We start from the raw sequence: 26,364 nt of genomic DNA, 5'->3' as shown, positions 1-26,364 counted from the left end.
AGTCATAGATCAAAGGTGCCTCCGTCTCCAAGCAGAGCCATGGCCTCTTCGCCGTTTCGGGCGCATACCGTTTCGTAGCCCTCAACGGCCAACACATTCATAAGAGCCCTGGCGTTGACGTAATCGTCAATGATCAGAATCCGATAGGACCTCCCGCTTGGAGCAGAGTCATCTGCATGATCCTGGCATGCACCGCCGGTCTCATCGGAAGGGAAATCAACCTGCTCCATGGATACCGCGATCTCCTTCGCGCTTCCCAGCGGATACACGGACGATTCCAAGCTTCTTGCATTCGCCGTGGATCCGGAGATCGAGAACGTAAAGCGGCTTCCGCTTCCAGGCTCGGACTGAACGCGGAGCTCGCCGCCATGCAATTGGACCAGCAGCCTGCTAAACGGCAATCCAAGACCATTCGTCCCGGTCCTCTGATGAGGCGCGAGCTGTTCATAATCCCGGAAGAGCATGTTCATCTTCTCGTCCGAGATTCCATCACCCGTATCGGCAACCGTTATGAATATCCGCCCGCTAATCTCTTCTGCGGATATCGTCACACTGCCCTCCTCGGTATGCTTCAACGCGTTCTCAACCAAGCTGAACATAATTTGAGTCAATCTGTTCTCGTCGGCTGTGGCAAGCAGATGCGGATCGACCCCGTTGTAGAGCTGGACGCGCCCGCTGAGGTTCAAGTGCTGAATAACCTCAAGTACGACGTCGATGAACCGAGCCAGCTGAATCGTCTTCAAATCCAGATGGATGATCCCGCTCTTCATCCGTTCGTAATCCACAATATCGTTCACAAGGATCGATAAGCGATTCGCGGTTTGCTCAATTAATGCCGCATCCTCCTTGTGCCTATCGTTCAACCGTCCGCCGAAGCCATCGGTCATCGCCCGTGAGATATGCGCGATCGCCTGCAGCGGCGTGCGGAGCTCATGGGAGGTTCGATGGAGGAATTCATCCTTATCCTTATCCTTCTGATTCAACTCCTCCGACAGCTTGCGAATCGTCCAGTAGGCATGATTCGCTTGAGCGGATAAATATAGGCCCAGACAGAGCAGGAATACAGGAAACGCTATAGGCGGATGGGCGTAGACCGGCTTCTCCCATCCCATATTAGCGGTAAGCACGACGATGAATGCCACCAAGCTCAGCATGGCGAGGAATAAGTATGCCGACCCCGGCATCCGGGCTATGATCGTCCGAATCATAGCAAGCAAGCCTGACAGGCTGACGGTGATCGTGTGAATAAGCGTAAGCGGAACAAGCAGCGAGTACGTTCGCACATCCACGGCTAGACACAGAATCGAGAACAAACACGCGAAGAACGCCATATACCGAAAGACGAATGATGAATAACGGGTTGGCATCAAATGATACGTATACCCTGCCAGCGCTAATTGACCCGCCACGGTTGAAACGCCTTGAATGCGCGTAAACCATTCATAGGACAGGCTCGGTATGTAATCGTACAACAGCTTCTCGCTGTGCGTAGCGAGATAAACCGCCCCTGCCGCGCAGAGCAGCGCCAGATATAAGAATGCGCGGTTTGGATTGCGCTGCAGTCCTTGCCCCAAGAAATATAGAGCCATGATGGCCATGCTGCTCATAATGGCAATATCATACGTTTCGTTTCGCTTCGTTAAGCCGTTAATGTCCACCGGGTCACCGAGATAGATCGATTCCGAGATGCCGCTGCTCCAATAGGTGTAGTTAGCTGTCTGGATCACGAGCTCAGCCTCGCCGCCATCTCCGGAGAACGATACTTGATAGGGATTGTTGCCCGCCTCCGTGGAAGCAGCGGAATTACCGGGCGAACCGCTGGAGCCGAGCAGCTTCCCATCGACGAACAATCGGCTGGAGCTGCGGATATTCGTAACCTTCAACGAGTAGTCATGCCGCTTCTCCGGCAGAAGCAGACGCACCCGGTATGTCGCGTAGCCAAGTCGCCCGACTCCCTCCCTCTGCACGAACATCGGCCACTGCGAGGGAACCTCCATATAGCGTATAGCGCTTGCGCTCCCCCCATCAGGTGATTCAAAGTCTCCGGGTACAAGCAGCTCTTGCCAATAAAATTCCCACTGCCCGTCAAGCTTCCATACCCCTTGATCGCGATTCTGGCAGCCTCGCAGATCGATCACACCCGGACTGCTGCTGACGCAGTTACCGGTAGAACTGCTCATTCCCGCCAAGGGAATAAGCAGTGCGATAAGCAGTACAGGTACCATAAGCCCATATAGTATTCGTCCGTTCATTAGACGAAGCCGATTTATCAATTACCGCAGTCCCGCTTTCCCATTCAGGTATATTCATTATATGAAATCTGACTTCTGCAAGCTATCACCCTTAGAGCGAGGCACTTGCAGCTATCCCCTTCACGGGGCGATAACCAGCTTCGTTCATGACAATCACAAGAAGTGTTTAGTCTTCTTGGACTAGTCTATAGGCAGCGCCTGAATGTTTTCTGAAACATGATTCCGCTTTATTTTTGTTTTAAAATACGACAGCATTCGAGGAGTCGCAGTGAGGACGGTTGGCTGCTGCCTTCCGCAATTTGCTTCGCTGCAGACCCATAGAAAAAGCGGCTGAACAGTTCCACCTGTTCAACCGCTATATAACCACAAGGTGTTCTATGAACGCCAGCTGCTGTCATCTGGTAGAAGCAGCCGTGCCATCGGTGCCTTTCGCATCAGATCCGCTTCAGAAATTCAACGATGGTGAGCAGTCCCTTATCGAAATTTTCCAAATGGAAATGCTCGTTCGGCGCATGAAGGTTTTCGGTGGGAAGACCGAAGCCCATCAGCACAACCGGCGCGGACAGCTCGCGGGCGAATGCCTCAACGATCGGAATGGAGCCGCCATCCTTCGTGAACACCGGACGTGTACCGTACACCTGCTCGTAAGCATCGGCCGCCTTCTGCAGCAATGGAATCGAAGGCTCGATGGTAAACGGGTTGCCTTTTTCCCTTTGAACGACAGTCACTCTCGCCCCTGCCGGCGTATGGCTCCGGATATGCCGCTCGATCTTGTCGAGGATGTCCTGCGGCTTCTGCCGGCCGACCAGCCGACAGGTGATCTTGGCATGGGCTTCGCCCGGAATCACGGTCTTGGTTCCTTCTCCCTGGAAGCCTCCGTACATGCCGTTGATCTCCAAGGTCGGCCGCGCTCCGGTGCGTTCCACATACGAATAGCCTTCCTCGCCGAATAGCGCATCCAGGTCGAGCCTTGCCTTCAGCTGCTCCTCGTCGAAGCCTTTCTTCGCAAGCTCGGCCCGCATCTCATCCGATAGCGCCGGAGCATCGTCATAGAAACCGTCCACGCTTACCCGGCCCTGCTCGTCATGCAGCGAAGCCAGCAGGGTGACGAGTGAATGAAGGGCATTCGGAACGCCTCCCCCGTAGGTACCGGAGTGGAGATCCGTGTTGGCCGTACGCACGTTAACATCGAGTGAGCATAGTCCTCGAAGACCGGTGCAGATCGCAGGTCTGCCAGGTCCGAGCAGTTCGGTGTCGGAGATGAGCACCGCGTCGGTCGCCAGCTTATCCTTATTGGCCTCCAGGAAAGGATGAAGATTCGCGCTCGAGATTTCCTCTTCCCCCTCAATGCAGACTTTAATATTGACCGGAAGAGACTTCTCCTGCCGGAGAATGGCCTCTATCGCTTTGATGTGCAGGAATAGCTGTCCTTTATCGTCCGTGGCCCCCCGGGCATACAGCTTATTGTCGCGTATATCCGGCTCGAAGGGCGGCGTTTCCCACAGATGCAGGGGATCGACCGGCTGTACGTCATAATGGCCGTAAACGAGGATGGTCGGCTTGCCTGGCGCATGCAGATGATCGGCATAGACGACGGGATGCCCCGCGGTCTCGTGTATTTCCACGTTCTCGAGTCCAGCGTTCTTCAGTGTATCGGCCAGCCAGCCAGCTGCCCGGTTCACATCCCCCTTATGCTCGGATTGTGCGGAAATGCTGGGAATCGAGATCCATTCCTTCAGCTGGTCCAGATGTTCTTCGCGATGCTCTTTAAAATAAGCTTCATATGCCATGAGAATCCTCCTAAAAGTTGTGTGAAGTGCTGCTTATTCCATATCTTACCGCAATAATGCCCAGTTAATCCGATTATACCACTAATGGCCGTCCTCTTCCCCGTGTCCTCGGTCCTTTACTTCCCGAACGGGTTCATCGAATAGGTCTGCCGATAGAGTTTGCACATGCTCTAGTACCAGCACACGACCATTTTACCATTTATGTAAAATATTGATGCAAATTCAGATTCATTGGTTAAACATACAGGTAGGCATGAATCTATTCTCAATTTTATAGGAGGGATATCACGTGAAGAAAACAGTTTTGTTTATTACCGAACTGGAGACGAGGCGTACGAACCAGGCACTGTTCACCAATGAAGAAAAAGGTAGATTAGATGTAACGACAATGGCTGTTGGCGAAGAAGGCGGCGACATCTATACGACGATGGCCATCGGCGAAGAAGGCGGTTGTTAGCAAGGCCTACTAACCCCATTGTATTATGATCACGATCCATAACCCGATTCATGCCTAACCACACTTCCTCCGAGCAGCGCAAGCACGGGCTTCAGCCTCTGCTGAAAGACCGCTTCGCTTATCGGGGGATCGTGTTTGGTGAAGTGCGCGGGTTACTCAGACCGCGAGGGAGAGATTTCATGACAAACAATCCGAAGATTGGCATCATTGGCGCCAGGAACGAACGCCACTGTATCTATTTGGCGGATGAATTGCGGCAGCAAGGGGCGGAGCCGCTCATTATGGACAATACGCTGCTTCAGCCGTTTCCATTGACGCTCTGGCCAGGTAAGAACTCTTATCATACGCATGAGCGGGAGCATTCGCTTGAGGAGATGCATGCGTTTTATTTGCGTGCGCTGTTTCTCCCGACACCGGCATTCGATGCACGCGCGGTCGAAGCCCAAATACGCGAAGAAGGCTATGTCGCCTATGCTGCGCAGAGGGAGCGCTATGCCACATGGCTGTCCTGGTTGAAGTGTCTGCCTCTGCAGGACAAGCTGCTTGTGAATCCCGTCGATACACTGCTTCTCCACTTCGCCAAGCCTTACCAGCTCGAGATGCTCCGCCAAGCAAGCATTCCGGTTCCGGATACACTCGTAACCGGCAATGGCGCACATGTACGCGCATTTGCCAATAGGCGCAGCATTGTGTATAAACCTGTGGCAGGAGGTGCCCACTGCCAACAACTAACCGAACAGGATTTGCAGCCTGAGCGTTTGGAAGCCTTGGCACAAGCGCCTGTACTGTTTCAAGAATTTGTGGAGGGGCAGGATATTCGTGTATTCGTGCTCGATAGCCAAGTCATCGCTGCCTTCGAAATCGAAAGCGAAGGTATCGATTACCGTACAGGCAGCGCGAAGGTTACACCGGTCTCGATCACGGACGAACTCTCGGACCTCTGCATCCGGGCATGCAAGACACTCGGCTTAGTATTTAGCGGCGTTGATCTGAAACAGAGGAGCGATGGCTCCGTTATCCTGATCGAGTGCAATCCAAGCCCTATGTTCGAAGGGTTCGACCGGCACGCACACATACCAATCGTCAGCCAGCTTGCCCGATTCCTCATTCATGAAGCCCGTTCAAGACTGGCCCAGAACACCGCGGCAGGGCTGTCTTGAGCGTGAAAGCCACCGCAGCTGGCAATATTGGGACCCTGCCCGCTAGCTCTTCTTCGGAGAACATACATACAATACGAGAGAGAGGATGCAGCACGAACAAAGCCCAAGCACAGGCTCTGCTCGGGCTTTCGTCATTATCTCGTGCTTAGATACTCCAGCGCAGCGGGTCCCATATCGCCTAGTCTCCACAGCGCGATCTTGTTGTAGCCTGCTTGGCGCGCGGTATCCATCCATCCCGCCAGTGTAATTTCATCGGCATACCAGACCGTATGCTCGAGCTGCTCCTCATCCCAGTAACGATAGTAGAGGCTTCCGCTTGCCTCATCTCGCTTCGGCTTCTCCGAGCTTCGCTGCGCCAGCTCTGAAGCCTGCTTCTCGGTCAGGGAAGTCACCTTGCCTTCTTCCGGCCAATCAAATCCCCCTGCGGACAAGGCGATCACCTTCTCCCCCGGAATCTTCTCCAGCCTCTTCGCCAGCTCCGTAATGAAAGCATGGTCTGCCTTCGGCCCAGGCTCCCCGTGCGACCCATATAGATTGTAAGCCATCATGACATAAACCGGCCCTTCAGGCAACGACAATCGCTCAATCGGAGCACGGGATTCCAATACGACCCGGAGCAGCTTCCCCTTCTCCCGGAGCCGCTGATACAATTCCCCGTAGAACGCAACCATCGAACTCCAATCGTCCTCACCGATCTTCTCATAGTCGATCTCAACTCCGTCAAAACCATATCGATCGACCAATACCATTATTTCATTCAGATGCTTGGCCCGGCTATCCTCAGAAGTCATTAGTCTGGTAATCAGGTCTGTATCCTTCTGCACGGAGGAGCCATCCTCTTCGAACCGGTCATTCACTAGGGTCAGGTAGAGATCCCCGCCGCCCTTCTGATTGTACGTCTTCACGATCTGAGGGAGCATATGATGGAAGTCCTCACGTAAATACAAGCTGTCCGTATGGTCAAAATAAGCCGCAAACACCTGCAGACTGGATAAGCTTTCGGCTAATGTTTCGAGATCCTCGATACCGGATTCCCACTGCCAATCTACAATCCAAGCGGACAGCTCTGCCTCACCCGCTGGTTTGCCTTGCTCTTTGCCGCTTTTTTTGTCCATAACCAGATACGCAGCAAGTGTAACAATGAAGATTATTACAGCAGCAGCCGCGACCTTCGCAGGCCTTTTTAAACCTGACATACGCCTTGCTCCCCCTTGCTCCATGTCTAGAATGTATCAATCGCCCAGTCAATGGAGTCGTTGATTCCGCCTTTAACTTTACTATACAGCCACGAAAACCCGTTCAGACTGTTATCGTATAAGCGCGGCCCGCTGCCGCTCTCTCCCTCTGCGGATACAACCTTCACATCGTCGAAGACGCCATCGTAGATATCGTCCTTCGGATTCTTATCGCTGTATTCCGATTCCAGTGCGACTCCTCCGCTTGCTATTACGCGGTTAACCGGCTGATTGTCCACGAGCAGGGAGCCGTCAGCCTTCACGGTCAGACGATCACCCTGAACCATCATCTCGATATCGCGGGTTTGTTTGATATTCACGGGATAACTGCCGGCACCGTTCTTCCCGATATCACTAAATTCCCGGAAGGCAATCTGTTCCGCCTGACCGTCTGGCGATTTCTGCTCGACGACCAGCTCGTTATCCGTGAGCGTGAGCCTAACGTAGGCATTCCTCTGTCTGTCGTAACGGAGATAGACCGACTGCTTGCCGACTACATTGCCCGCCAGCTTGGCTGTAAGCTTCATATCCGTGTAGGAATCGCTGTTCTTCAGTACCAGCATTCCTCTCCCCGCAGGAGGAGAAGTCAGTACGATCCGGTTGTCGATATATTGCGGCGCGCCGCTTAGCGTTAGCCACTTCTCCGCACGCTTCTTATCACCGGTCACGAATTTCATCGGCTGACCGGTATCCTTCTGCAGTTTCATCAACAGATGGTTCGTATACCAATAAGGCTGCGCCTGCACCCTTGTCAGATCATACAAGCTCTGGCTGTTATCGTTATACGCGTTCCCTTCCCGGTTGAAGTGGAGCTTGAACAGCGCCTGAATATTGCTCGCGTTCACGTCCTCCACCAACCGGTTCATCCCATGATGAAGAGAATTGGCATGCATGATCATATAGGTTTGCGGCACAAAGCCCAAGGTCCGGTTATAGATCTCCTTCATCATCGCATAATCCTTATTCACGCGTGCTTCCATCTCTGTGCGATGCTCGACAGGCACGTTGTTCTTATCCCTCAGAAAATCCATTAAGTAATGGGTATACGACAGCGTCTTCTCTCTGTCCTTAAACTCCGCTTCGTCCAGCATGCCGGCGAAAGAACCGTCCTTGTTGAAGATATTGATGTAGGTCAGACGGTAGCCGTTGCTCCCAAGCTCCCAGAACCCGTTCTTCGTCATCTTCAACATATCCTTGGGCTGCAGAAATTTGGAATCCTTGCTGCCGGCCTTGTTCGCATAGGACAGGATCGTCGCCTTGAAATTATTCTTCTCGAGAATCGGCTGCGCGAATAGGCTGGAGTCATTGCGTCCATCCTCAAAAGCGAGAAACAGCGCTTTATCTGGCAGCGGCTTGCCCTCGTTATAGAAATCCAAAATATCCTGCTGCGAGACGGTCACGTAGCCTTGATCGCGGAGCGCCTTCAATTGCTGATCCAGCTGCTTCTTGGCGATCAAATCAGGCGTACCCGACCGGCTCACGCCAAAATACGTCAGCGCAATAAACCCATTGCCATTCGTCCATTGCGCCTTGTCAGGCTCTTGATAGTGCTTCATATCGAACATGGCTCGAGCAAGCAGCGTCGCTAAGACCACTAAAATCACAATTTGCGCAATAGTGCGAACGCGTTTGACCGCGTCCTTCCTACGATAATTAAGGGTCCCGCCGCCCTTCCCTTTATTCATGTCAGACATCCCTCACCCTACCCGAATTTCCGCAGCCGCTTAGGCACCCTTGACGAGCCGCCCTTATAGCGGAAGGCCTGATTCCTTCTTGCTCTTGCGTTTCCTTGCTTCTTTCTTATTCTTAGCCTCGATATCCTGAGGCGTTTCCCTCGTTCCCCAGGTAGACTTCCAGAACGTCACCCAGGCGACCGGCATCTGCCAGAGCAGCACCAGCTCGTAGAAGACGCAGAACACCAAGCCGAATATCCACAGCTTGCTCTTGCGAAACAGCAAGTGAGCGAAGCTCATGAGCAGCGCCATCAGCAGCAGCCCCATGAGAAATGTGCCTGGGAATATGCGGTGTACCAGCGGCACGTAAACCAGGTTATGCAGCACAATGACTGGCGCAGCAATCGGGACAATAACGCCAATATAGAAGAATAGCGCCATGAAGGGCTCCTTGCGCCAAATGAAGAAGCCGGCCCGGAGTGACTCTCTTAGCCAGGAACGCTTCCATCTCATCTGCTGCTTCAAGAATACCTTCATCTTCGAGGGCACGATGGTGGAACAGATCGCCGAATCCTGGTAGCCTGTACGATGCGTCTGCAAAATAAAATTCGTCATGCTGCGATCGTCGCCGAAGGTCGCAGGCTGTCCCAGAAACTTCTGATTCAACCAGGCATCGGTATGCTTGACGATCAGCTCCTTACGGTAGCAGGACAACGGTCCCGACAGGCAGGTCACGCTATCGAACCACGATTCCGCCGCCTTCATGATACGGAAGGCAATATAATACCGCACCGTCTGCAGCTTCGTTACGGAATTGGTGTACTTGTTCTCCACATCCGTCCGCCCTGCCACGCCGCCCATCTTAGGATCCTGGAAGGGCTGAACGAGGTTTTTAATCGCAGTCGGCTCCAGGAAGCTGTCCGAGTCCACGAAGACAACCAAATTATGCCTTGCCATCTCCACCCCTTTGACCAACGCCACCCGCTTCCCGCCGTTCTCCGGCAGCACGAACATCTTCAGCCGTTCCTTGGTGGAATAACGCTCAGCCTCTTGATGCACAAGGGCGATGACCTTCTCGATTTGCTCCACCGATTTGTCCGTGGAACGGTCGTCGACGACGATGACCTCCAGCTTATCGATCGGGTAATCCTGATTGATGCAGCTCAAGATCGTCCGCTGAATCCATTCCTCCTCATTGAAGCAAGGAATGATAATGGAGACGCCTGGCGTGTATAGCGGGTCAACAGGCACTTCCCGGTACAAGGCACCGAATAAATACCGTGTCAGCAGGAAAGCCGCGGCGATAATACTGTATAAGTATAGGAGGGCGTTGTATTTGAAATAGAGAATGCTTTCCACGCGCATAAGCATAATAATGGCAACTGCTATAAACAGGAAGCCGCTCGCCATGTAGATTGAATAGCCCCAACGCTTCTTCTGAAAGTAGCTGGGCAGGGGCTTGGCGAACTCAAACGCAATTCTCAGCCGCTCGCCGTCGTCCGTCTGGACGATGAATGTCCGGATGACCGCAGCTTCCATGCTGACCTTGGATTCGAAGCCTTCCGGCATCGTACCGGGCGGGATTTCGAATCGGATCGGGTACGGGAAGCCTTCCCTGAAGCGGCCCTCACTCGGATCGTCGAGCTCGACCAGTAATCCCGTTGACGATATATCGACAGCCCGTGCTTTCACGCTCTTTTTTCTGCTCCGGCCATTCACGGCAATCCATACATCAAAATCCACCATATAGCGCAAGCTCTGCAACTGAAGCTTGGCGACAAAGTCTGACTCCGCTTCTCTTCCCTCCGCACCAGCCTGCTTACTGCCTCTACGATCGCTTGTAACGCGGATCTTCTCAGGATCCGGCACATGAGATAGGGTACGTCTGTCCGTCTTGGGAACGGACAGTATCTCTACGATTTGCTTATTCTTCTTTCTCTTAAACACAGATGCTGTCTCCAATCTGAGATTACAAACTCCAGTAATAGTAACCGTTGTTCTCAAATTCAGATCTATCGTATATCGCTCTTATGTCGGCCATGATCTTTCCGTTGTCCGCCGCATACAGCTCATCGAAATCAGCAACGCCCATCTGGGTGAATCGGGTATGCGGCACGGCCACAAGCACCACATTCAGATTATGGAGCGCGGACAAATCGGAAAGCTCGATGCCATACTCCTCGTAGACCTGCTCCCGGTCAGCCAGCGGGTCGGCTACCAGCGTCGTAATGCCGTATTCTCTGAATTCCTGGATGATATCGGTCACCTTCGTATTGCGGATATCCGAGCAATTTTCTTTATACGTTAAACCTAGAACGCCAATTTTAATGTGGCTGATATCCTTCTTTTGCTTGACAAGCATCTTAATAATTTGCTGGGCGACGTACTTTCCCATGCCATCGTTAATGTGGCGCCCCGCCAGAATGATTTTGGAATGATACCCGGTTCCTTCTGCTTTATAGGTCAAATAATACGGATCTATGCCGATACAATGCCCGCCCACTAGGCCGGGCGCGAATTTCAGGAAGTTCCATTTGGTCCCCGCCGCCTGCAGAACCGCCTTCGTATCGATTCCCATATTATTAAAGATGATGGACAGCTCGTTCATAAACGCGATATTGATATCCCGCTGCGCATTCTCGATAACCTTCGCGGCTTCAGCGACCTTGATGCTCTCGGCTCGCCAGACACCGGCCTCGATAACCAGCTCATACAATTGCGCAACGACGCCCAGCGTCTCTTCATCCATGCCGGATACGATCTTCACGATATTCTCCAGCCGGTGAACCTTATCTCCGGGGTTGATGCGTTCGGGTGAGTAGCCGATCTTAAAGTCCGTCCCGCACTTCAGACCCGACTCTGCTTCCAGAATCGGCATGCAGACTTCTTCGGTGACCCCTGGGTATACGGTCGATTCATAGACGACGATCGCGCCACGCTTCAGCCTCTTACCTACCGCCTTGCTGGCGCTCTTCACAAATTGCAGATCCGGCACCTTATCGTCTTGAACCGGTGTAGGGACCGCGATGATGAACACATCCGCCTCTTCCAGCCGCCGTTCATCGGAAGTAAAGTCGATGGAGCTCGCGTCTACACGCTCGTCTCCCACATCACCGGTCGGGTCGATTCCCCTATTCAAGCGATCGATCTTCTCCTGATTGACATCAAATCCAATAACCTTGACCTTATTCGAGAAGGCTAAGGCGACCGGCAGCCCAACGTACCCCATGCCGATAACCGCTATATGCCCCTGCCCGCTGACTATTCGTTGGTATACGTCCATATGTCACACTCCATCAGCAGATTTATTCCTTCATGTCCAGCATGTCCGACATCGTGACGAACGTGTAACCCTTGGCCCGCAGCTCTTTGATGACGGTCGGCAGTGCCTCCAACGTATGAATGTGATCCAGCATGTGCAGCAGAATCACGCTTCCGTTCTCTGTTTTTTCCGTGATGATCCGTATAATATCATCTGCGGAATGGCTGACATCCCAATCCAGCGCCGTTACATTGTACAGCGCGATTGTCGTGTAGCCGGTAGCAGCAACAACCTTCGCCGCTGTATCATCAATTTCGCCCGTGGGAGGTCTAAACAGCATCGTAGGCTTCTGCTGGATGGCTTCCGTGATAATCTGATGCGCCTTCACGACTTCCTCCTGCAGCTGCTCGGGCGTCAATTTCGTAATGACCGGATGGCTGTAGGTATGATTGGCGACATCATGTCCAGCCTCAGCTATCGCTTTAGCCAGATTGGGATTCTTCTCCACCCCGTTCGCCCGTAAGAAAAACGTCGATTTAACCTTATACACGTCCAGCAAATCGAGAATTTTCGTGACGGTGAAATCATAGCCCCAGTCATCGAAGGTGAGCGCGATTTCTTTGCTGTTGGGATTGCCCCGGTCGACTGCCTTATACTTCGCATCCTTGTAATTCAAATTAATCTTGGCGGTATCATAGCCGGCAATCGATTCTAACGGCTTTCTCTCCATGCCCTTCTCCAGCAGCTTGCTTAAGGGTACCAGCTTGTATTTCACATCAGCAGCAGCTTCGGCGATAAGCGGAATCGTGTCTACCGCCTGGGAGTTCCCTTCCGTATTCAAGGCAATAATTCCGCCGCGGGTTACGTAGCTTCTCACATATTCGCCTACGTCCTCCTTGCTATCCAGATGCCATGCTTGTAAATTCAAGCTGTACGATACTACCGCTTGCATGCCGGCTTGAGCCGCCGCCAGACGAACATTCTCGTTATAATCACCCGACCTGGTTCGTATGTATTGCGGCCTGATTCCCGTCTCTTTCTCTATAATCTCATTGCTTACTTGAATTTCTTTGTAGATCTCTTCATAGCTCAATTTCGTCATATCAAGCCGGTTTAGCGTGTTATTGGCTATCTCGTGGCCTCGGGACAGAATCTCCTTGGCTATCTCCGGCTCTTCCGCCACTCTCATTCCCGGCAGGAAGAAGGTTGCCTTTATCTGATAGCGGTCCAGCTCGTCAAGGAGCTGTTTCATCGTTTTGTCGTCTCCCATACCGTTGAACGTAAGCGACAATTCCCTGCTTGTCGTGAAGACGGACGAAACCGCCTTGCTTGGCTCTCCTTCAAAGCGGACGATCGGCTGCTCCTCCACTGTTTGCTTATCCCCGTTCCCAGCCGAATTATGGCTGTCTCCAAACAGGCCGCAGCCCGGCAGAAATACCGCGATCAGCACGATAACCACCAAGATGGAGCTTCTATGTATCCCCTTGTAATTCGACATGTTTTTCTCCTTTTCGACCATCTATCTTTGTAAACATTAACCAGAACGTCAGCGTCCGACTCAGTTTGCCAAATATGCGGAATTGCGACATTTTCTATAGAAAAGAGCTATCGGACAATTTCAGAAACAGCTTCATGAAAAATTTCGATTCATATAATAAAGAACAACAAATCATCCGCATAAATACATCCAGCGAATGATTTATTGTTGTTGTATTTTCCAATTACTAACTATAATGAATGAGATATTATCATTATACATCTGAGTAATTTGTTTTTATATCATTTTTCGGCATTTCCATTCGTTACCTCTCGATACTAAAAAAAGCACCAGGAACCGTATGGTCCTGATGCTTCCTATGTACGGGCTTTCAACAGATATGAGCATATTCCCGTCCGTACTGAACATCACTCTGCGTAAAACTGATATTGATTCTTCCCTCTCTCCTTGGAACGAAGGCTGCCTGTCATACCTATTCAATAATTCGTAGGTGCTCTCTCTCATCGTGGAAGTAATATTCTCTCCAAATAAGAAGTAAGCCTTCTCTACCGTCTGCAGGGCATATTGGACCATCTCTTCATTCTCCCGGACTTGATGAAGAAGCGTCCACCCTACAATAGGGCGAACGCTTCATCTTGGGTATGCCCCGGTCTCATTGACACACGCATCTTCCGGACTACATATCGGCATCCTGCAATAACAACATCCCGATTCTTGACGCATGAACACAAAAAAGACACGGAGAGCCGTGTCTTCACGTACATCTATTCATTGCCCGTTTCCCGTTGATTCTCTGCTCAGCCTTGCCGCTTGTTATGTGCCGAAACGCTGTCTGTACCCGCACTTCCGGCATAATTCCTCGACCGCTTCTCTTCTGGAAAATCCATAGAACAGGTTATTCGCTCTCTCACTCTCCACAATTTCGGAGAAGGGAGCATTATTCACGTTGCCTAAATTGATGACGCCCTCGCCATCCAGGCAGCATGGCACGACCGTGCCGTCTACCAATATCGCCGCTTGGCTCCGCAGCGCGTGACAGAAGCCCTTGCCATTATCCTCGGGCGCATCCAAGCTCGGCCATTGGAATTCATGATCCTGGTTCAAGTAGATGCGGTCGGCAATTTTGACTCCGCTGCCCGGCGCCACCTTTTCTTCAATCTTGAAGTCCAGGTTAAACTCCTTCTCCAGCACCTCCAGCGTTTCTCTATTCCGATTCCGCTGAGCGTTCGTCACGTTATCCTGATCTAAATTCCACAGCCGAAACGAGATGATCACGTTATGCTTGACCGCTTCCCGGACGAAGGTAAGAATGTTCGCAAGGTAGCCTTCGCGGTCCTCCGAGCCCTCATGTCCATCGAAGCTATGGAGCGAGAAGTTCATTTGACGCAGCGCCGGTTTTCCGATGAGCTTGGACATTTTCTTCTGAATGAGCGTCCCGTTAGTCGTGATATTAACCTTGAACCCTTTGGCATGACTCGCATCCAGCAGCTCATCAATCCGAGGATGGAGCAGCGGCTCCCCCTTCACATGAAGGTAAATATGGTTCGTATGCGGTTTGATTTGATCCAATATGTGATTAAACGCATCCAGCTGGATGAACTTGGACTGCCGGGCCGTCTGCGGGCAGAAGCTGCATGCCAGATTGCACACGCTGGTAATTTCGATATAGACCTTGTTGAATGTCTTCAAGACGTTGTTCCCTCCGTACCTCACGTTATCTCCAAGCCCTATTCTATCATCATTAGATAGAAAAAGCATGAACCGATCCTGACAGCCCGCGGAAGTTCCACCGTCCAAAATTAGCGCTGTGCGGGCGAATATTCATCCGATCGCTATTGATTCAGATTCCCGGAATGATTCAACAAGACTGGCATCCGGAAACAAAGGCGCACGCAGACGCATCACACAATAATAAATAGCCATACAGGTAAAGGGGCCTGCATGGCTATTTAGGGGAATCATTTCTCTACTCGCTCGTCACTGCCGTCTGCGCCGGATACGGTTCCCATGATCTCTTTAAACACGTCATACCCTCTGCCTACATGCTCGACCCGATGCGAGTCCGAGCCATATATCATCGGAATGTTTAAGCGGAGTGCTTCTTGAATGATCCATTCCGGAGGATAAATTTCCCGGCAAGCAGGCTGGAATAATCCGGCCACATTGAAGTCCAGCTCCATGTTATGTGCTTTGACCTTGCTCAGGATACGGTAGATGTTCTCTCGGCAGCAATCCGGATCAGTAGGTTTATGAATGTCTTGATACTTATGAATCAAGGTAAGGTGCCCGACCCTCCGCGGCTTATTAGGGCCTAGATCCGACTCGATGCTTTGTTCAACCGCGTCGTAATAGGCTTGATACACCTTGTCCACGCTGCCGTAATAATCGATTAGACCGTCCTTGAAGTCGGCGGGCGTATAGTCCACACATCTCCAACCGCTCTTCCCCGGGAGAAAATGAACCGACAATACGCCATCCTCCAGCCTGTTCCCGCAGCTGTCCAGAAGCTGCCGGGTATCGGATTCCATCCCCGGTATGTAATCCACCTCTAAGCCGACGAGCAGCTCGATTTGATCCCTATACTTCTCTTTTAATCCCTCAGCCATCCCGAGATAGTGCTGCAGCTCATGAAAGGGCATCGCCAGCTCTCTGATCAGCTCCGGCCCATTGGGAATTTGACTGGACAGCCGCTCCGGCAAGGGGGTATGCTCGGTCAAGCTGTATATCTCAAATTCGTTCTTAATCGCCTGCACGACGTACTGTTCCGCCTTCTCCCCTGAACCATGATAACAATACTCGGTATGGGTGTGTCCGTCTCTACGGACTGTATAAGGGTGACTCTTCAGCATCGTTATTTACTCCTCTCCTTCACGCTGGGCAGGCTTGGCAGCGATGGCCTTTCTCCGTCGGATCATGTGCAAGACATGCGTCTTGGCTCAAACACTCATTTCGAGCGTCCGGTTCATATCCACCAGTCCAGCAGCTCTGACTGCGTCCAATTAGCCAAGCTCATTTTATGCCAAAGTAACAGGATTGATTGCCCCAGCCTGCCCTCAGTTTATCGATAATACCTTCCGATGACAATAGCTCATGGCCAATGGCCACTATGGTTGGTAATCCAATGGTATACCCCGTCAATGCTTGTCCGATCTTACCGCAAACGGCCTGACCCGCTGCAGCAATTTCACTAATCCCCGGTTACTGCGCTCTTCAGTATGCTCCGGATCTAATCGCTTGGGTTCTAATCCGTTTAGATGCAGTAGACATGAGCTTGAGATGAAATGAACCAAGCGGGGTAAGGGAGGCAGACAGCTGCATCCCTTGCCCTTGCTTGGTACATGACTGGGAGTCCCTAGCGGTTTCATGCAAGAGCAGCATACGGCTCTATTGCAGCAGCCTGCCTTGGGAAACGACGATTTTTCCTTGCTTGATGACGGTATGCACATGATTGATTCCAAAATGATACGGCAGGTACGCCAGGTTAGGGGCATTAAATATGACGATATCCGCTTGCTTGCCTATCTCCAGGCTTCCTACGCGATCGCCCCGCCCTATGGCATGCGCCGCGTTGATCGTAACGGCTGTTAGGACTTCTTCCGGCGTCATGCCTAAATTCAAGCAGGCTAAGGTCATCGCGAGTTGAATATTCTCGGTGGGCGAGCTCCCCGGGTTATAATCGGTCGACACGGCAACGGCCAACCCCAGCTCAATCATCCTTCGGGCATGGGCATGATGCTTTAATCGCAAATTGAAGGAGGTGGCCGGCAAGCATACGGCAATAACTCCCGCACGCTGCATCGCCTCTAAGCCTGTATCGGACGCGGCAAGCAGATGCTCCGCGGAGATGCATCCTAATTCCCCGGCAAGCTCCGCACCGCCCATCGGCTCGATCTCATCGGCATGGATTTTGACGGCAAACCCGAGCGCCTTGGCTGCCTCCAGCACGCGCTGCGACTGGTCGACGGTGAATACGCCCTGCTCGCAGAAGACATCGCAGAATTCAGCAAGCCCCTGGCGTTTCACTTCGGGCAGCATCACCTGGATCACCAGCTGCACATACTCGTCCGCGCGTCCTTTGTATTCCTCAGGCACCATGTGAGCCCCCATAAAGGTAGACACGAGCTGCACAGGATGTGCCTCGTTCAATTTCTGCGTGACCCTGAGCTGCTTGATCTCATCCTCCAGTGTTAGACCGTAGCCGCTCTTGGCTTCCGCTGTCGTCACCCCGAACTGCAGCATCGTGTCGAGGCTTCGCTTCGCTTTATGGAAGAGCTCCTCCTCCGAAGCTCGCCTCGTGGCGCGAACCGTGCTTAATATGCCGCCGCCTTGAGCCAATATGTCCAAGTACGAGGCGCCTTGCAGCTTAAGCGAGAGCTCATTCTCCCGGGATCCGCCGTGAACGAGATGGGTATGCGGGTCAACCAGCCCCGGGGTTACCAATAACCCTTCCGCATCGTATGCCGCCGCAATCGCGGCGCCGCCTATCTCAGCCCGGACATCGGCTTCCGTACCGATAGCTGCGATGATCCCTCCACGAATGGCTACAGCACCTTGCTGAAGGGAGGCTGCCTCGGACATCTCGCGGCCTTGCCGCGGCCCGGATTTCCCCTTCATCGTAACGAGTGTTCCTATATTGTGAATCAATAAGTCAATTTGCTGAGCCACTCTTCTCACCTCACTCGAAGTCCGCTCCCGATTGCCATGGGCCATCAAGGCATATCGCTCCATCCGGGTGAAGCTTCAGGAGTCCGCGCGTTTCATGTACCCGGTCAGAAACGTCAATATGGTGTGCAGCGTCATCCTGACCGTCGCTCTTCGCGGATCCTGCATCGGATCTACGCAGACGATATCGAATCCCTTAACCTTGGGATGCCGGCCTAACTGAAACACTGCTTCCAGCAGCTCCCACGAAGTCATCCCGGCGGGCACCATGGCGGGGACGCCCGGTGCAAAGGCCTGATCCAGCACATCCATATCTACCGTCACATATATAGCATCCGTATCCCTGCCCGCCACTTCCAAGGCTTGGTCGACCAGCGCTTCGATGCCAAGCCGGTAGACCTGGCGGGAAGTGAATTGGGTAATTCCTTGGGACCTGGCATACTCATGATAAGCTCGCGAATTGGCAAAGCTGTGAAGTCCGATTTGGGCAATATGACGGCCTTCAACCGTTCCCGACTCGATCAAGCCGCGAATAGGGGTTCCGTTAGAGGGGCCGCCGTCCTCCAAATTTCTGACGTCCATGTGGGAATCGATTTGAACCATACCTACGCTGCCGCCAATATGCCGCTTAAACGCCTTGACAGACGGACACGTAATCGAGTGGTCCCCACCCATAATAATTGGGAATATGCCCGGCAGAGCCGCATAAATATGGTTCATCCCTTCCTCAATGTTGGAATGACATTTCAATAAATCCGTCACATGCATCTGAATGTCGCCCAGATCCCGGGCATGCAGCTCTTGCAAATCCACTTCATGATCCATGTTATAGGTGGTGACATTCCCGAATAATTCGCGCAGCGCGTTAGGTGTCATCGATGCGCCGGAATGGCTGATCGAGGTTTTGGATAACGGCATGCCGATGAAGCCAACCTCGGGTTGTTCCTCGCCATCCCATGGCGTTAACCACTGCGCTGCCTTCGTTTCATAGCGGTCTCTCCAATTCGAGCGTCTCATGATCTCAGGCGGATGAAGCAGCTCTATCTTGTTCATCTAGTCCCCTTCCTTCCTTGACCGACATGTCTGCCGACGCTCAGCTCTGCTGCCCGAGCATCGGCATGTGGATGCCCTTCTTCTTCGCAGTATCAACGGCTAATTCATAGCCCGCATCCGCATGCCGGACAACGCCTATTCCCGGATCGGTAGTCAACACCCGCTCGAGCCGCGCTTCCGCGTCCTTCGTCCCATCGGCCACGACCACCATGCCTGCGTGCATGGAATATCCCATCCCTACGCCGCCTCCGTGATGGATGGATACCCAGCTGGCTCCGGCCGCGGTATTCACCAGCGCATTAAGGAGCGGCCAATCGGCTACCGCGTCGCTGCCGTCCATCATCGCTTCCGTCTCGCGGTTCGGTGAAGCAACGGAGCCCGCATCCAGGTGGTCGCGGCCGATCACGACCGGCGCACTCAGCTCACCCGATGCGACCATGTCATTAATGATCCTGCCGAATCGTGCGCGCTCGCCATAGCCAAGCCAACAAATACGGGCAGGGAGCCCTTGGAACGCAATCTTATCCTGCGCCATACGAATCCATTGGCAGAGATGCTCGTTATGCGCAAACTCACGCAGAATCGCTTCATCTGTCTTATGAATATCCTCAGGATCGCCGGACAGGGCAACCCAACGGAAAGGCCCCTTGCCTTCGCAAAATTGCGGCCGGATATACGCGGGCACGAAGCCGGGAAAGTCGAATGCATTCTTCACGCCTTCGTCGTATGCTGCCTGGCGAATGTTGTTTCCATAATCAAAGGCAATCGCACCTTTATCCCGCATAGCTAGAATAGCCCGGACGTGCACAGCCATGGAGGCCTTGGACTTCTTCACATATTCCTCCGGGTTCTCGGCACGGAGCTGATTCCCTTCTTCAATCGTCATCCCCGCTGGCAAATAGCCGTTGAGCGGATCATGCGCAGACGTCTGATCCGTAATGATATCCGGAATGAAATGGCGGCTCAGCATGGCCGGCAGCACTTCCGCCGCATTGCCGAGCAGCCCGATGGAGAGAGCCTTTCCGGCCTCCTTGGCATCCTGCGCGAGCGCAATGGCAGCGTCCAGCGACTCGACGAACAGGTCGCAATAGCGGGTTTCGATCCGCTTCTCAATCCGCGTTCTGTCGACATCGATGCCGATGACGACCCCTTCGTTCATCGTCACGGCGAGCGTCTGAGCGCCGCCCATTCCGCCCAAGCCGGCCGTCACGGTAATCGTTCCTTGGAGGGTTTGATTAAAGTGCTGGCGTGCGCATTCCGCGAACGTCTCGTAGGTGCCTTGGACAATGCCCTGGCTTCCGATATAGATCCAGCTTCCGGCAGTCATCTGCCCGTACATCATAAGCCCCTTCCTATCCAGCTCATGAAAGGTATCCCAATTCGCCCAAGCCGGGACGAGGTTCGAATTAGCCAGCAAGACGCGCGGAGAATCCTTCGTTGTTCGGAACACCGCTACGGGCTTGCCGGATTGCACGAGCAGCGTCTCATTCTCTTCGAGCTCCTTCAGGGATTCCACGATGCGCTCGAACGCCTCCCAGCTGCGGGCGGCCTTCCCGATTCCGCCATACACGACCAGCTTCTGCGGGTGCTCCGCCACTTCAGGGTCCAGGTTATTCATCAGCATGCGCAGCACGGCTTCCTGAACCCATCCCTTCGTATTCAGCTGATTGCCCCGCGGAGCCCGTATAACCTTATCTGTGTTGTGCATATGATCTTCTCCTTCATACGAAGATAAGATGCGGTGCTTCTACTTACAGACTATGCATGTGCAGGTTGATCGAACGACCAATCCTGCTCCTCCATGCTGCGTGACAGCTTCTCAATATCTTGGGAGAATACGCGATCCTTCTTGATCAACGGAACGATGGAACGAATTTGACGGTGCAGCCTTCTTGTTTTTGGCGCCAGCCTCTCGACTCCCCGGATATCAGCGGCTTGAGCCGCACAGATCGCTTCGATCGCCAAGACCTTGCGGCTGTTCTGCACAATCATCGCCGCATGCCGGGCTGCTGTCGTTCCCATACTGACATGATCCTCCTGATTCGCGGAGGAAGGAATCGAATCGACGCTGGAAGGGTGGGCTAATGTCTTGTTCTCCGAAACGAGAGAGGCCGCTACATATTGCGTAATCATCAAGCCCGATTCCAGGCCAGGGTTCGGACTGAGAAACGCCGGCAGGTCATTCAACTGCGGATTGACGAGGCGCTCGATTCTTCGTTCCGATATGCTGGCGACCTCTGCGATAGCGATCCCCAGAAAATCCATCGCGAAGGCAATCGGCTGGCCGTGAAAGTTGCCGCCTGAGATGACCCTCCCGGAATCCGAGAAGATCAGCGGATTATCCGTCGCCGAGTTGATCTCGATCAGCAATTTGTCCTTTACATAGGCAAGCACCTGCTGAATCGCGCCATGTACCTGCGGAATGCAGCGCAAGGAGTAGGCATCCTGCGTACGAAGCTCGCCTTGCGAGGTGGTAAGCTGGCTCCCCTCGACCCAGCCGAGGATCCGATCGGCAACCTGCTTCTGTTCCGGATAAGGACGCACTTGATGGGATTCAGGCAGGAAGGCGTCCACGATGCCTCTTAATCCTTCCAAGGTGAGCGCTGCGACACCATCGGCCAGATTAGCGAGCCGCTCAGCCTCCAGATAGGCCATCGTCCCAATGGCGGTCATCGCTTGCGTGCCGTTAATGAGCGCCAAGCCTTCCTTGGCCTGCAGGCGAATAGGCTGAAGCCCCGCCTGCTTCAGAGCTTCGCCCCCGATCATCCGCCGGCCCTTATAGTCCGCCTCCCCTTCGCCGACCAGCACCAGAGCCAGATGAGACAACGGCGCAAGGTCGCCGCTGGCACCTAATGAGCCTTGGCTCGGTATAACGGGGTAGATATTGTGATTCAGCGCATCGACTAAGAGCTGGAGTGTCGCCGGACGAATTCCGGAGTAGCCTTTGGCCAAAGCATTGGCTCTTAGAAGAAGCATCGTCTTGGCGACCTTCTCGGGCAGCGGCTCGCCTACACCACAGGCATGACTCCGGATCAAGTTGATTTGCAGCTCTTCGACGTCTTCGACCGATATGACAGTGTCGCTAAATTTGCCGAACCCTGTCGTTACCCCGTAAACAAGGCTTCCCTTGGATACGATAGATTCCACGACATCTCTGGATTTCTTCACCTTGTCCCAGGAGATTTCACTTATTTCTACAAGCTCATTATCGTGAATGACTTGGCTGACCTGTTCCATCGATAAACAGCTGCCGTCTAGTTGTATCATGGACGCTCTCTCCTCTTGCTTCATATATGAATGCAAAAAAGGGACTATACCCAGGAAATGACTTCCTAGGTATAGCCCCCTGATATCCTAATCACTATGGGCTGAATATTCAATTACTTGGACCTATGCTTTCTTCACTTACAAATAAACGTAACACCGAAGATTCATGCTGTCAATCCATCTGACTTCATTTGGGCACTTGCCCGTTAGCTCTGTTCCGTTCTAACTTTGACCGCCAGCACATGCGAATGCTGTCCTTAGATATGATTGTATCCAAAGCCCAAAGCATCGTGTTCAAACCCCTTCTTAGGAGCACCGATCGTACCGTAAATGCAGACGCTGATCCACTGGCTGGAATCCCCCGATACATCCACGACGCCTCTGACGATCGAGAAGGTCAGGCCTACCGTACGAAGAATCTCCCCGAATTGAACCGTTCCTCTGCCGACGCCTTGAATCGCTTCCAAGATGGCATGATACAAGGAATGGACCTCCCGGTACACATTGGGGTCTATCACATGATTGGCTTTGGCACTCGTCTCGATCGCGGCCACAACCTTGACCAGGTCCATGGAGCCGACTTTCCCTACAGTATACCGGTACCCTCTGAGCGCCAGCTCATCCTCAATTTCCCGTCCCAATTCATCGTTGTGCAGCAAAACTAGGAGCGATGCCAGCTTTCCCAGGGTATATTTGGTCCGATTCGAATATCGGGTTACTCTCGGCTGTGTCATGTCGGCCCTCCCTCTCGTTTCAACACATTTCCCATAAACAACGAAAGAACTTCGCAATAAAGGAATGATTGCAGATTCCTCCATGCCAAGCTCTTTCTCGATTCACTATAAGCTAAATTGAGCAAGTTATGATTATAATAGAGCTTAGACTGATGTCCCTATGCCCTTCTTACAGCCTATTTCTTCGCGATGATCATATAACGCTCCGAATTGGTCCGGATTCCTTTATCCTCCGTATAGTCTTGAATAAATTGATGGAGGATCGGAAAATCAGCTTCCCGCTGCCCAAATTCCGGAATGATCGGCGTATGCTTCAGCAAGAACAGCAGGTCTTCCGCCGTTTCATAATATTCCGCGGCATTGTAGTGGAAGGTCCGGATATCGGTAAAGCCCGCTTCCCTTAATTCCGTCACGTATTGCGAGGTTAGCGCTCCTTCCTCTGCCTCCCAAGCCTGCCCTCTCCCGAAGGCCTCCTTCACATTCAGCTTATCCTTCTCGCCGACCTGCTGAGTGAGGAATACGCCATCCTGCGCCAATACCTTCGCGACTTCTGCCGCATCGAATGGTGAATGGCGGCAGGACACCACCTGGAAGAAGCGCTCCGGAAATTCAAGCCTCCGCGCATCCATCTGCAGGAACCGGACGTTCGGTTTGCCGGATTCCTCCGCACGCTTCCGTGCGGTTTCAATCATCCCGGCGGATTGGTCAATTCCCACGAAGAGCAAGGCGCAGTCCGCTATCGATAATAAGGCTTCTCCGCCGCCAGTGCCGATATCAAGGCAGATATCCGAGGGCTTGCAGTGCCGGGTTACTTCAGGGAAGAAATCCCACAGCACGCCTTCCGATGCGGCCTTCACCTTGCTGAAATCCCAGCCATTAAGTCTGCCAATTTGATCATAGAATGCCTTGTAGTCAATTTCGTTCATCGTTATATCACCCTTCAAGAAGATTATGAAGCACTGGATTCATTGTCCGATCGTTGTCCGAATGTTCGTTAGCTTGTGACCAAAGGGCAGACGAGCCCCTTGATGGCTGGTACGCGTTTTTCTCCAGCCCGGAAACTAATTACTTCGAACGATACGGAATGACATCCACTTCACCTCAACTTGAAAGATTGCTTTCATTATACTCGCAAAAGCTTGCTGACATGAATATCTTTTTTGCAGGGCGGACGATAACCTGCATAATCGATTGGCGTTATGTCATTACCCCGCCGCCACACGCATGGAGCTCAGAGCGTTCATGAAGCGCCCCATACGCTCAAGCGCCTCGGACAGCCTCTCCGTCGAAGACGCATAAGAGCAGCGGATGAACCCTTCTCCTCCCGTCCCGAATACATGGCCCGGAACGGTGGCAACACCGCCTTCGCTCAGCAGCTGCTTGGCGAATTGTTCGGATGTCAGCCCCGTATGCGCAATGGAAGGAAAGGCATAGAAGGCGCCTTGCGGTTCGTGACAGGGCAGGCCGATTTCCCTAAGCCCCTTCACGAACATCTGCCGGCGTCCATCGAACGCCGCCTTCATCGCATCCTTCGCTTCCAATCCGCTGCGCAGCGATTCGATGGCCGCGATTTGTCCGAGAACGGGCGCGCACATAGCCGTATACTGATGGATCTTCAGCATACCGGCGATCAGCTCCCGGTTGCCGCAAGCATAGCCGACCCGCCATCCCGTCATCGCGAATGCCTTGGAGAAGCCGCTAATGACGATCGTCCGTTCTTTCATGCCCGGCTGTGAAGCAATGCTGGCATGCTGCTGGCCATAAGTCAGCTCAGCATAGATTTCATCCGAGATGACGATCAGGTTATGCTTGATCACAAGCTCGGCAATCGGCTGCCAGTCCTGCTCGGTCATCACCGCACCAGTCGGATTGTTCGGATAGTTCAACATGAGCACTTTCGAGCGCGGCGTTATTTTCTCCTGCAGCGCTTGTGCGGTGAGCTTGAACTGTTGGTCGGCGGATGTTTCCACCTCCACGACTGTCCCGCCATGAAGATAGGTAATCGGCGCATAGGCAATATAGGTCGGTGATGGAACCAGTACCTCGTCGCCTGGAGCAATGAAGGTCCGCAGCGCTAGATCAACCGCTTCACTGCTTCCAACCGTTACGATAATCTCGCTCGACGGCTCGTACTGAAGCGTGAAGCTGTCCTTCAGATACGAGGCAATTTCTTCCCGCAGCTCCATCAGTCCCGCATTGGGCGTATACATCGTTCTCCCCTCGTTCAAGGCGCGCACGCAGGCTGCCCGTACATGCTCCGGTGTGACGAAATCCGGCTCGCCAACACCAAGAGAGATAATATCGCTGCTTCCTTCGGTCAGCTCGAAGAAGGCGCGAATACCGGAAGGCGGTATTTGCAATACCCGCGGCGTAATGAATTCATTCGACATGGCCCATCACTCCTCGATCTCTTGTGTGTTCTTCCCATGAGCAGGCAATGATCCGATCCAGCAGCTGGCTGAAGGAGATCCCCGCCGCTGCAGCGCTTTTGGGAAGCAGGCTGTTCGTCGTCATGCCAGGCAGCGTATTCACTTCCAGCACATAAGGAATGCCATCCCTCAGCATCATATCCACACGGCCGTACACGCTGCATCTCAGGATCCGGTAACAAACCTGCGCCGCCGCGCGCACGCACGCCTCGACCTCGGCCGGCAATGCAATGACTTGCTCTTCCGCGCCGCCATCCGCGTATTTGGCCTGATAATCGAACCATTCGGAATGCGCGGAGCGGATCCCGATAATGGGCAGAAGCTCACCGTCTAATATCGAGCATGTAATCTCTTCTCCCTTAATGTAGCTCTCGATCAAGACCGAATCATCCCAGCGGAAAGCATCCTGAACCGCCGCATGCAGCAGCTCTTCGCTTGGCACCAGCTGCGTTCCGATGCTGGAGCCGCCGGAATTGGGCTTCACGATGACCGGATAGCCCAGCTGCTCAACGGCTTCCGCCGAGTATTCCTCCATACTGTTCCAGCAGAGCCAGTCAGGCGTCTTAATCCCTTCCGCGCGCAGCAGCTTCTTGGACAAATCTTTATCCATGCACACACTGCTCGATAATACGCCGCTTCCTGTGTAGGGAACCCCCAGCGTCTCCAACGTGCCTTGTACCGTACCGTCCTCCCCATAGGAACCATGAAGCGCAAGCAGTGCGATATCGATTCCTTTTACCTTCCCGATCAGCTCATCCCGCTCCGTTAAGACGATGGGCGTTACTTCATATTTATCCCGGTCCAAATGAGCAAGCATGACCTCGCCCGTCATGAGCGATACGTCGCGTTCCGATGAAATGCCTCCCATAATGACGCCAACCTTCATATCCGC

At 53.1% G+C, this 26,364-nt stretch carries 19 protein-coding genes; 2 read left to right on the top strand and 17 right to left on the bottom strand.

Annotated elements, in window-relative coordinates; translation table 11 throughout:
- Nucleotides 1–2 precede the first annotated feature (2 nt).
- Both NNL21_RS30430 and NNL21_RS30425 read right to left on the bottom strand, forming a co-directional pair.
- Nucleotides 3–2,273: an ATP-binding protein gene (locus tag NNL21_RS30430; RefSeq protein ID WP_204821972.1), complete on the bottom strand. Its 2,271-nt coding sequence runs from the start codon at nt 2,271–2,273 to the stop codon at nt 3–5.
- 413 nt (nt 2,274–2,686) lie between these two features.
- The gene (locus NNL21_RS30425; RefSeq protein WP_204821973.1) at nt 2,687–4,042 is read right to left on the bottom strand and encodes a dipeptidase; all 1,356 of its coding nucleotides are present in this window, start codon (nt 4,040–4,042) and stop codon (nt 2,687–2,689) included.
- A 289-nt stretch (nt 4,043–4,331) separates the two neighbouring features.
- Here NNL21_RS30425 and NNL21_RS30420 point away from each other — a divergent pair, with 289 nt between their 5' ends.
- Entirely contained in the window at nt 4,332–4,499 is a 168-nt protein-coding gene (locus NNL21_RS30420) for a hypothetical protein (RefSeq protein ID WP_204821974.1), read from the top strand.
- Nucleotides 4,500–4,678: 179 nt separating this feature from the next.
- Nucleotides 4,679–5,659, top strand: coding sequence for an ATP-grasp domain-containing protein (locus NNL21_RS30415; protein ID WP_204821975.1), 981 nt, complete (start codon nt 4,679–4,681; stop codon nt 5,657–5,659).
- A gap of 134 nt (nt 5,660–5,793) precedes the next feature.
- Here NNL21_RS30415 and NNL21_RS30410 read toward each other — a convergent pair whose 3' ends face one another.
- The 15 genes from NNL21_RS30410 to NNL21_RS30340 all read right to left on the bottom strand — a co-directional run bounded on the left by NNL21_RS30410 (nt 5,794) and on the right by NNL21_RS30340 (nt 26,358).
- A complete protein-coding gene (locus NNL21_RS30410; protein WP_256555587.1) occupies nt 5,794–6,855 on the bottom strand; it encodes a glycosyl hydrolase family 18 protein in 1,062 nt (353 codons plus the stop codon).
- A gap of 26 nt (nt 6,856–6,881) precedes the next feature.
- Nucleotides 6,882–8,579, bottom strand: coding sequence for a polysaccharide deacetylase family protein (locus NNL21_RS30405; RefSeq protein WP_204821976.1), 1,698 nt, complete (start codon nt 8,577–8,579; stop codon nt 6,882–6,884).
- Nucleotides 8,580–8,642: 63 nt separating this feature from the next.
- A complete protein-coding gene (locus NNL21_RS30400) occupies nt 8,643–10,514 on the bottom strand; it encodes a glycosyltransferase family 2 protein (protein WP_204821977.1) in 1,872 nt (623 codons plus the stop codon).
- A 22-nt stretch (nt 10,515–10,536) separates the two neighbouring features.
- Nucleotides 10,537–11,850, bottom strand: coding sequence for a nucleotide sugar dehydrogenase (locus NNL21_RS30395; RefSeq protein ID WP_204821978.1), 1,314 nt, complete (start codon nt 11,848–11,850; stop codon nt 10,537–10,539).
- A 22-nt stretch (nt 11,851–11,872) separates the two neighbouring features.
- A complete protein-coding gene (locus NNL21_RS30390) occupies nt 11,873–13,327 on the bottom strand; it encodes a polysaccharide deacetylase family protein (RefSeq protein WP_256555586.1) in 1,455 nt (484 codons plus the stop codon).
- 813 nt (nt 13,328–14,140) lie between these two features.
- Nucleotides 14,141–15,016, bottom strand: a complete 876-nt coding sequence (locus NNL21_RS30385; RefSeq protein ID WP_204821980.1) for a radical SAM/SPASM domain-containing protein — start codon at nt 15,014–15,016, stop codon at nt 14,141–14,143.
- Between the two features lie 269 nt (nt 15,017–15,285).
- Nucleotides 15,286–16,176 (bottom strand): histidinol-phosphatase HisJ, encoded by an 891-nt coding sequence (gene hisJ, locus NNL21_RS30380; protein WP_204821981.1) that lies wholly within the window; start codon nt 16,174–16,176, stop codon nt 15,286–15,288.
- A 535-nt stretch (nt 16,177–16,711) separates the two neighbouring features.
- Complete coding sequence (hutI, locus tag NNL21_RS30375) at nt 16,712–18,037, bottom strand: imidazolonepropionase (protein WP_204821982.1); 1,326 nt, start codon at nt 18,035–18,037, stop codon at nt 16,712–16,714.
- 30 nt (nt 18,038–18,067) lie between these two features.
- Nucleotides 18,068–19,042, bottom strand: coding sequence for an agmatinase family protein (locus NNL21_RS30370; RefSeq protein WP_204821983.1), 975 nt, complete (start codon nt 19,040–19,042; stop codon nt 18,068–18,070).
- Between the two features lie 40 nt (nt 19,043–19,082).
- On the bottom strand, nt 19,083–20,750 hold the full coding sequence (hutU, locus tag NNL21_RS30365) for a urocanate hydratase (RefSeq protein WP_204821984.1): 1,668 nt from the start codon (nt 20,748–20,750) through the stop codon (nt 19,083–19,085).
- A gap of 50 nt (nt 20,751–20,800) precedes the next feature.
- The gene (gene hutH, locus NNL21_RS30360) at nt 20,801–22,309 is read right to left on the bottom strand and encodes a histidine ammonia-lyase (protein WP_204821985.1); all 1,509 of its coding nucleotides are present in this window, start codon (nt 22,307–22,309) and stop codon (nt 20,801–20,803) included.
- A 257-nt stretch (nt 22,310–22,566) separates the two neighbouring features.
- Nucleotides 22,567–23,043, bottom strand: a complete 477-nt coding sequence (gene hutP / locus NNL21_RS30355) for a histidine utilization transcription antiterminator HutP (RefSeq protein ID WP_204821986.1) — start codon at nt 23,041–23,043, stop codon at nt 22,567–22,569.
- Nucleotides 23,044–23,219: 176 nt separating this feature from the next.
- Nucleotides 23,220–23,969 (bottom strand): class I SAM-dependent methyltransferase, encoded by a 750-nt coding sequence (locus NNL21_RS30350; RefSeq protein WP_204821987.1) that lies wholly within the window; start codon nt 23,967–23,969, stop codon nt 23,220–23,222.
- A 279-nt stretch (nt 23,970–24,248) separates the two neighbouring features.
- A complete protein-coding gene (locus NNL21_RS30345; RefSeq protein WP_204821988.1) occupies nt 24,249–25,433 on the bottom strand; it encodes an aminotransferase class I/II-fold pyridoxal phosphate-dependent enzyme in 1,185 nt (394 codons plus the stop codon).
- Nucleotides 25,423–26,358 (bottom strand): D-alanine--D-alanine ligase, encoded by a 936-nt coding sequence (locus NNL21_RS30340; protein WP_204821989.1) that lies wholly within the window; start codon nt 26,356–26,358, stop codon nt 25,423–25,425. Before NNL21_RS30340 ends, NNL21_RS30345 begins: the two co-directional genes overlap by 11 nt.
- Nucleotides 26,359–26,364: the final 6 nt, after the last annotated feature.

The sequence above is a fragment of the Paenibacillus mendelii genome (assembly GCF_024498075.1).
Taxonomy (GTDB): Bacteria; Bacillota; Bacilli; order Paenibacillales; family Paenibacillaceae; genus Paenibacillus_Z; species Paenibacillus_Z mendelii.
Note: the sequence above shows the minus strand (reverse complement) of the source record. Positions and strands in the feature narration are given on the sequence as shown.

Excerpts from the sequence above, each read along its gene's own strand:
- NNL21_RS30425 (WP_204821973.1), bottom strand. The coding sequence starts at position 4,042 with ATGGCATATGAAGCTTATTTTAAAGAGCATCGCGAAGAACATCTGGAC.
- NNL21_RS30415 (WP_204821975.1), top strand. The coding sequence starts at position 4,679 with ATGACAAACAATCCGAAGATTGGCATCATTGGCGCCAGGAACGAACGC.
- NNL21_RS30410 (WP_256555587.1), bottom strand. The coding sequence starts at position 6,855 with ATGTCAGGTTTAAAAAGGCCTGCGAAGGTCGCGGCTGCTGCTGTAATA.
- NNL21_RS30405 (WP_204821976.1), bottom strand. The coding sequence starts at position 8,579 with ATGAATAAAGGGAAGGGCGGCGGGACCCTTAATTATCGTAGGAAGGAC.
- NNL21_RS30395 (WP_204821978.1), bottom strand. The coding sequence starts at position 11,850 with ATGGACGTATACCAACGAATAGTCAGCGGGCAGGGGCATATAGCGGTT.
- NNL21_RS30390 (WP_256555586.1), bottom strand. The coding sequence starts at position 13,327 with ATGTCGAATTACAAGGGGATACATAGAAGCTCCATCTTGGTGGTTATC.
- hisJ (WP_204821981.1), bottom strand. The coding sequence starts at position 16,176 with ATGCTGAAGAGTCACCCTTATACAGTCCGTAGAGACGGACACACCCAT.
- hutI (WP_204821982.1), bottom strand. The coding sequence starts at position 18,037 with ATGGCCCATGGCAATCGGGAGCGGACTTCGAGTGAGGTGAGAAGAGTG.
- NNL21_RS30370 (WP_204821983.1), bottom strand. The coding sequence starts at position 19,042 with ATGAACAAGATAGAGCTGCTTCATCCGCCTGAGATCATGAGACGCTCG.
- hutU (WP_204821984.1), bottom strand. The coding sequence starts at position 20,750 with ATGCACAACACAGATAAGGTTATACGGGCTCCGCGGGGCAATCAGCTG.
- hutH (WP_204821985.1), bottom strand. The coding sequence starts at position 22,309 with ATGATACAACTAGACGGCAGCTGTTTATCGATGGAACAGGTCAGCCAA.
- hutP (WP_204821986.1), bottom strand. The coding sequence starts at position 23,043 with ATGACACAGCCGAGAGTAACCCGATATTCGAATCGGACCAAATATACC.
- NNL21_RS30350 (WP_204821987.1), bottom strand. The coding sequence starts at position 23,969 with ATGAACGAAATTGACTACAAGGCATTCTATGATCAAATTGGCAGACTT.
- NNL21_RS30345 (WP_204821988.1), bottom strand. The coding sequence starts at position 25,433 with ATGTCGAATGAATTCATTACGCCGCGGGTATTGCAAATACCGCCTTCC.
- NNL21_RS30340 (WP_204821989.1), bottom strand. The coding sequence starts at position 26,358 with ATGAAGGTTGGCGTCATTATGGGAGGCATTTCATCGGAACGCGACGTA.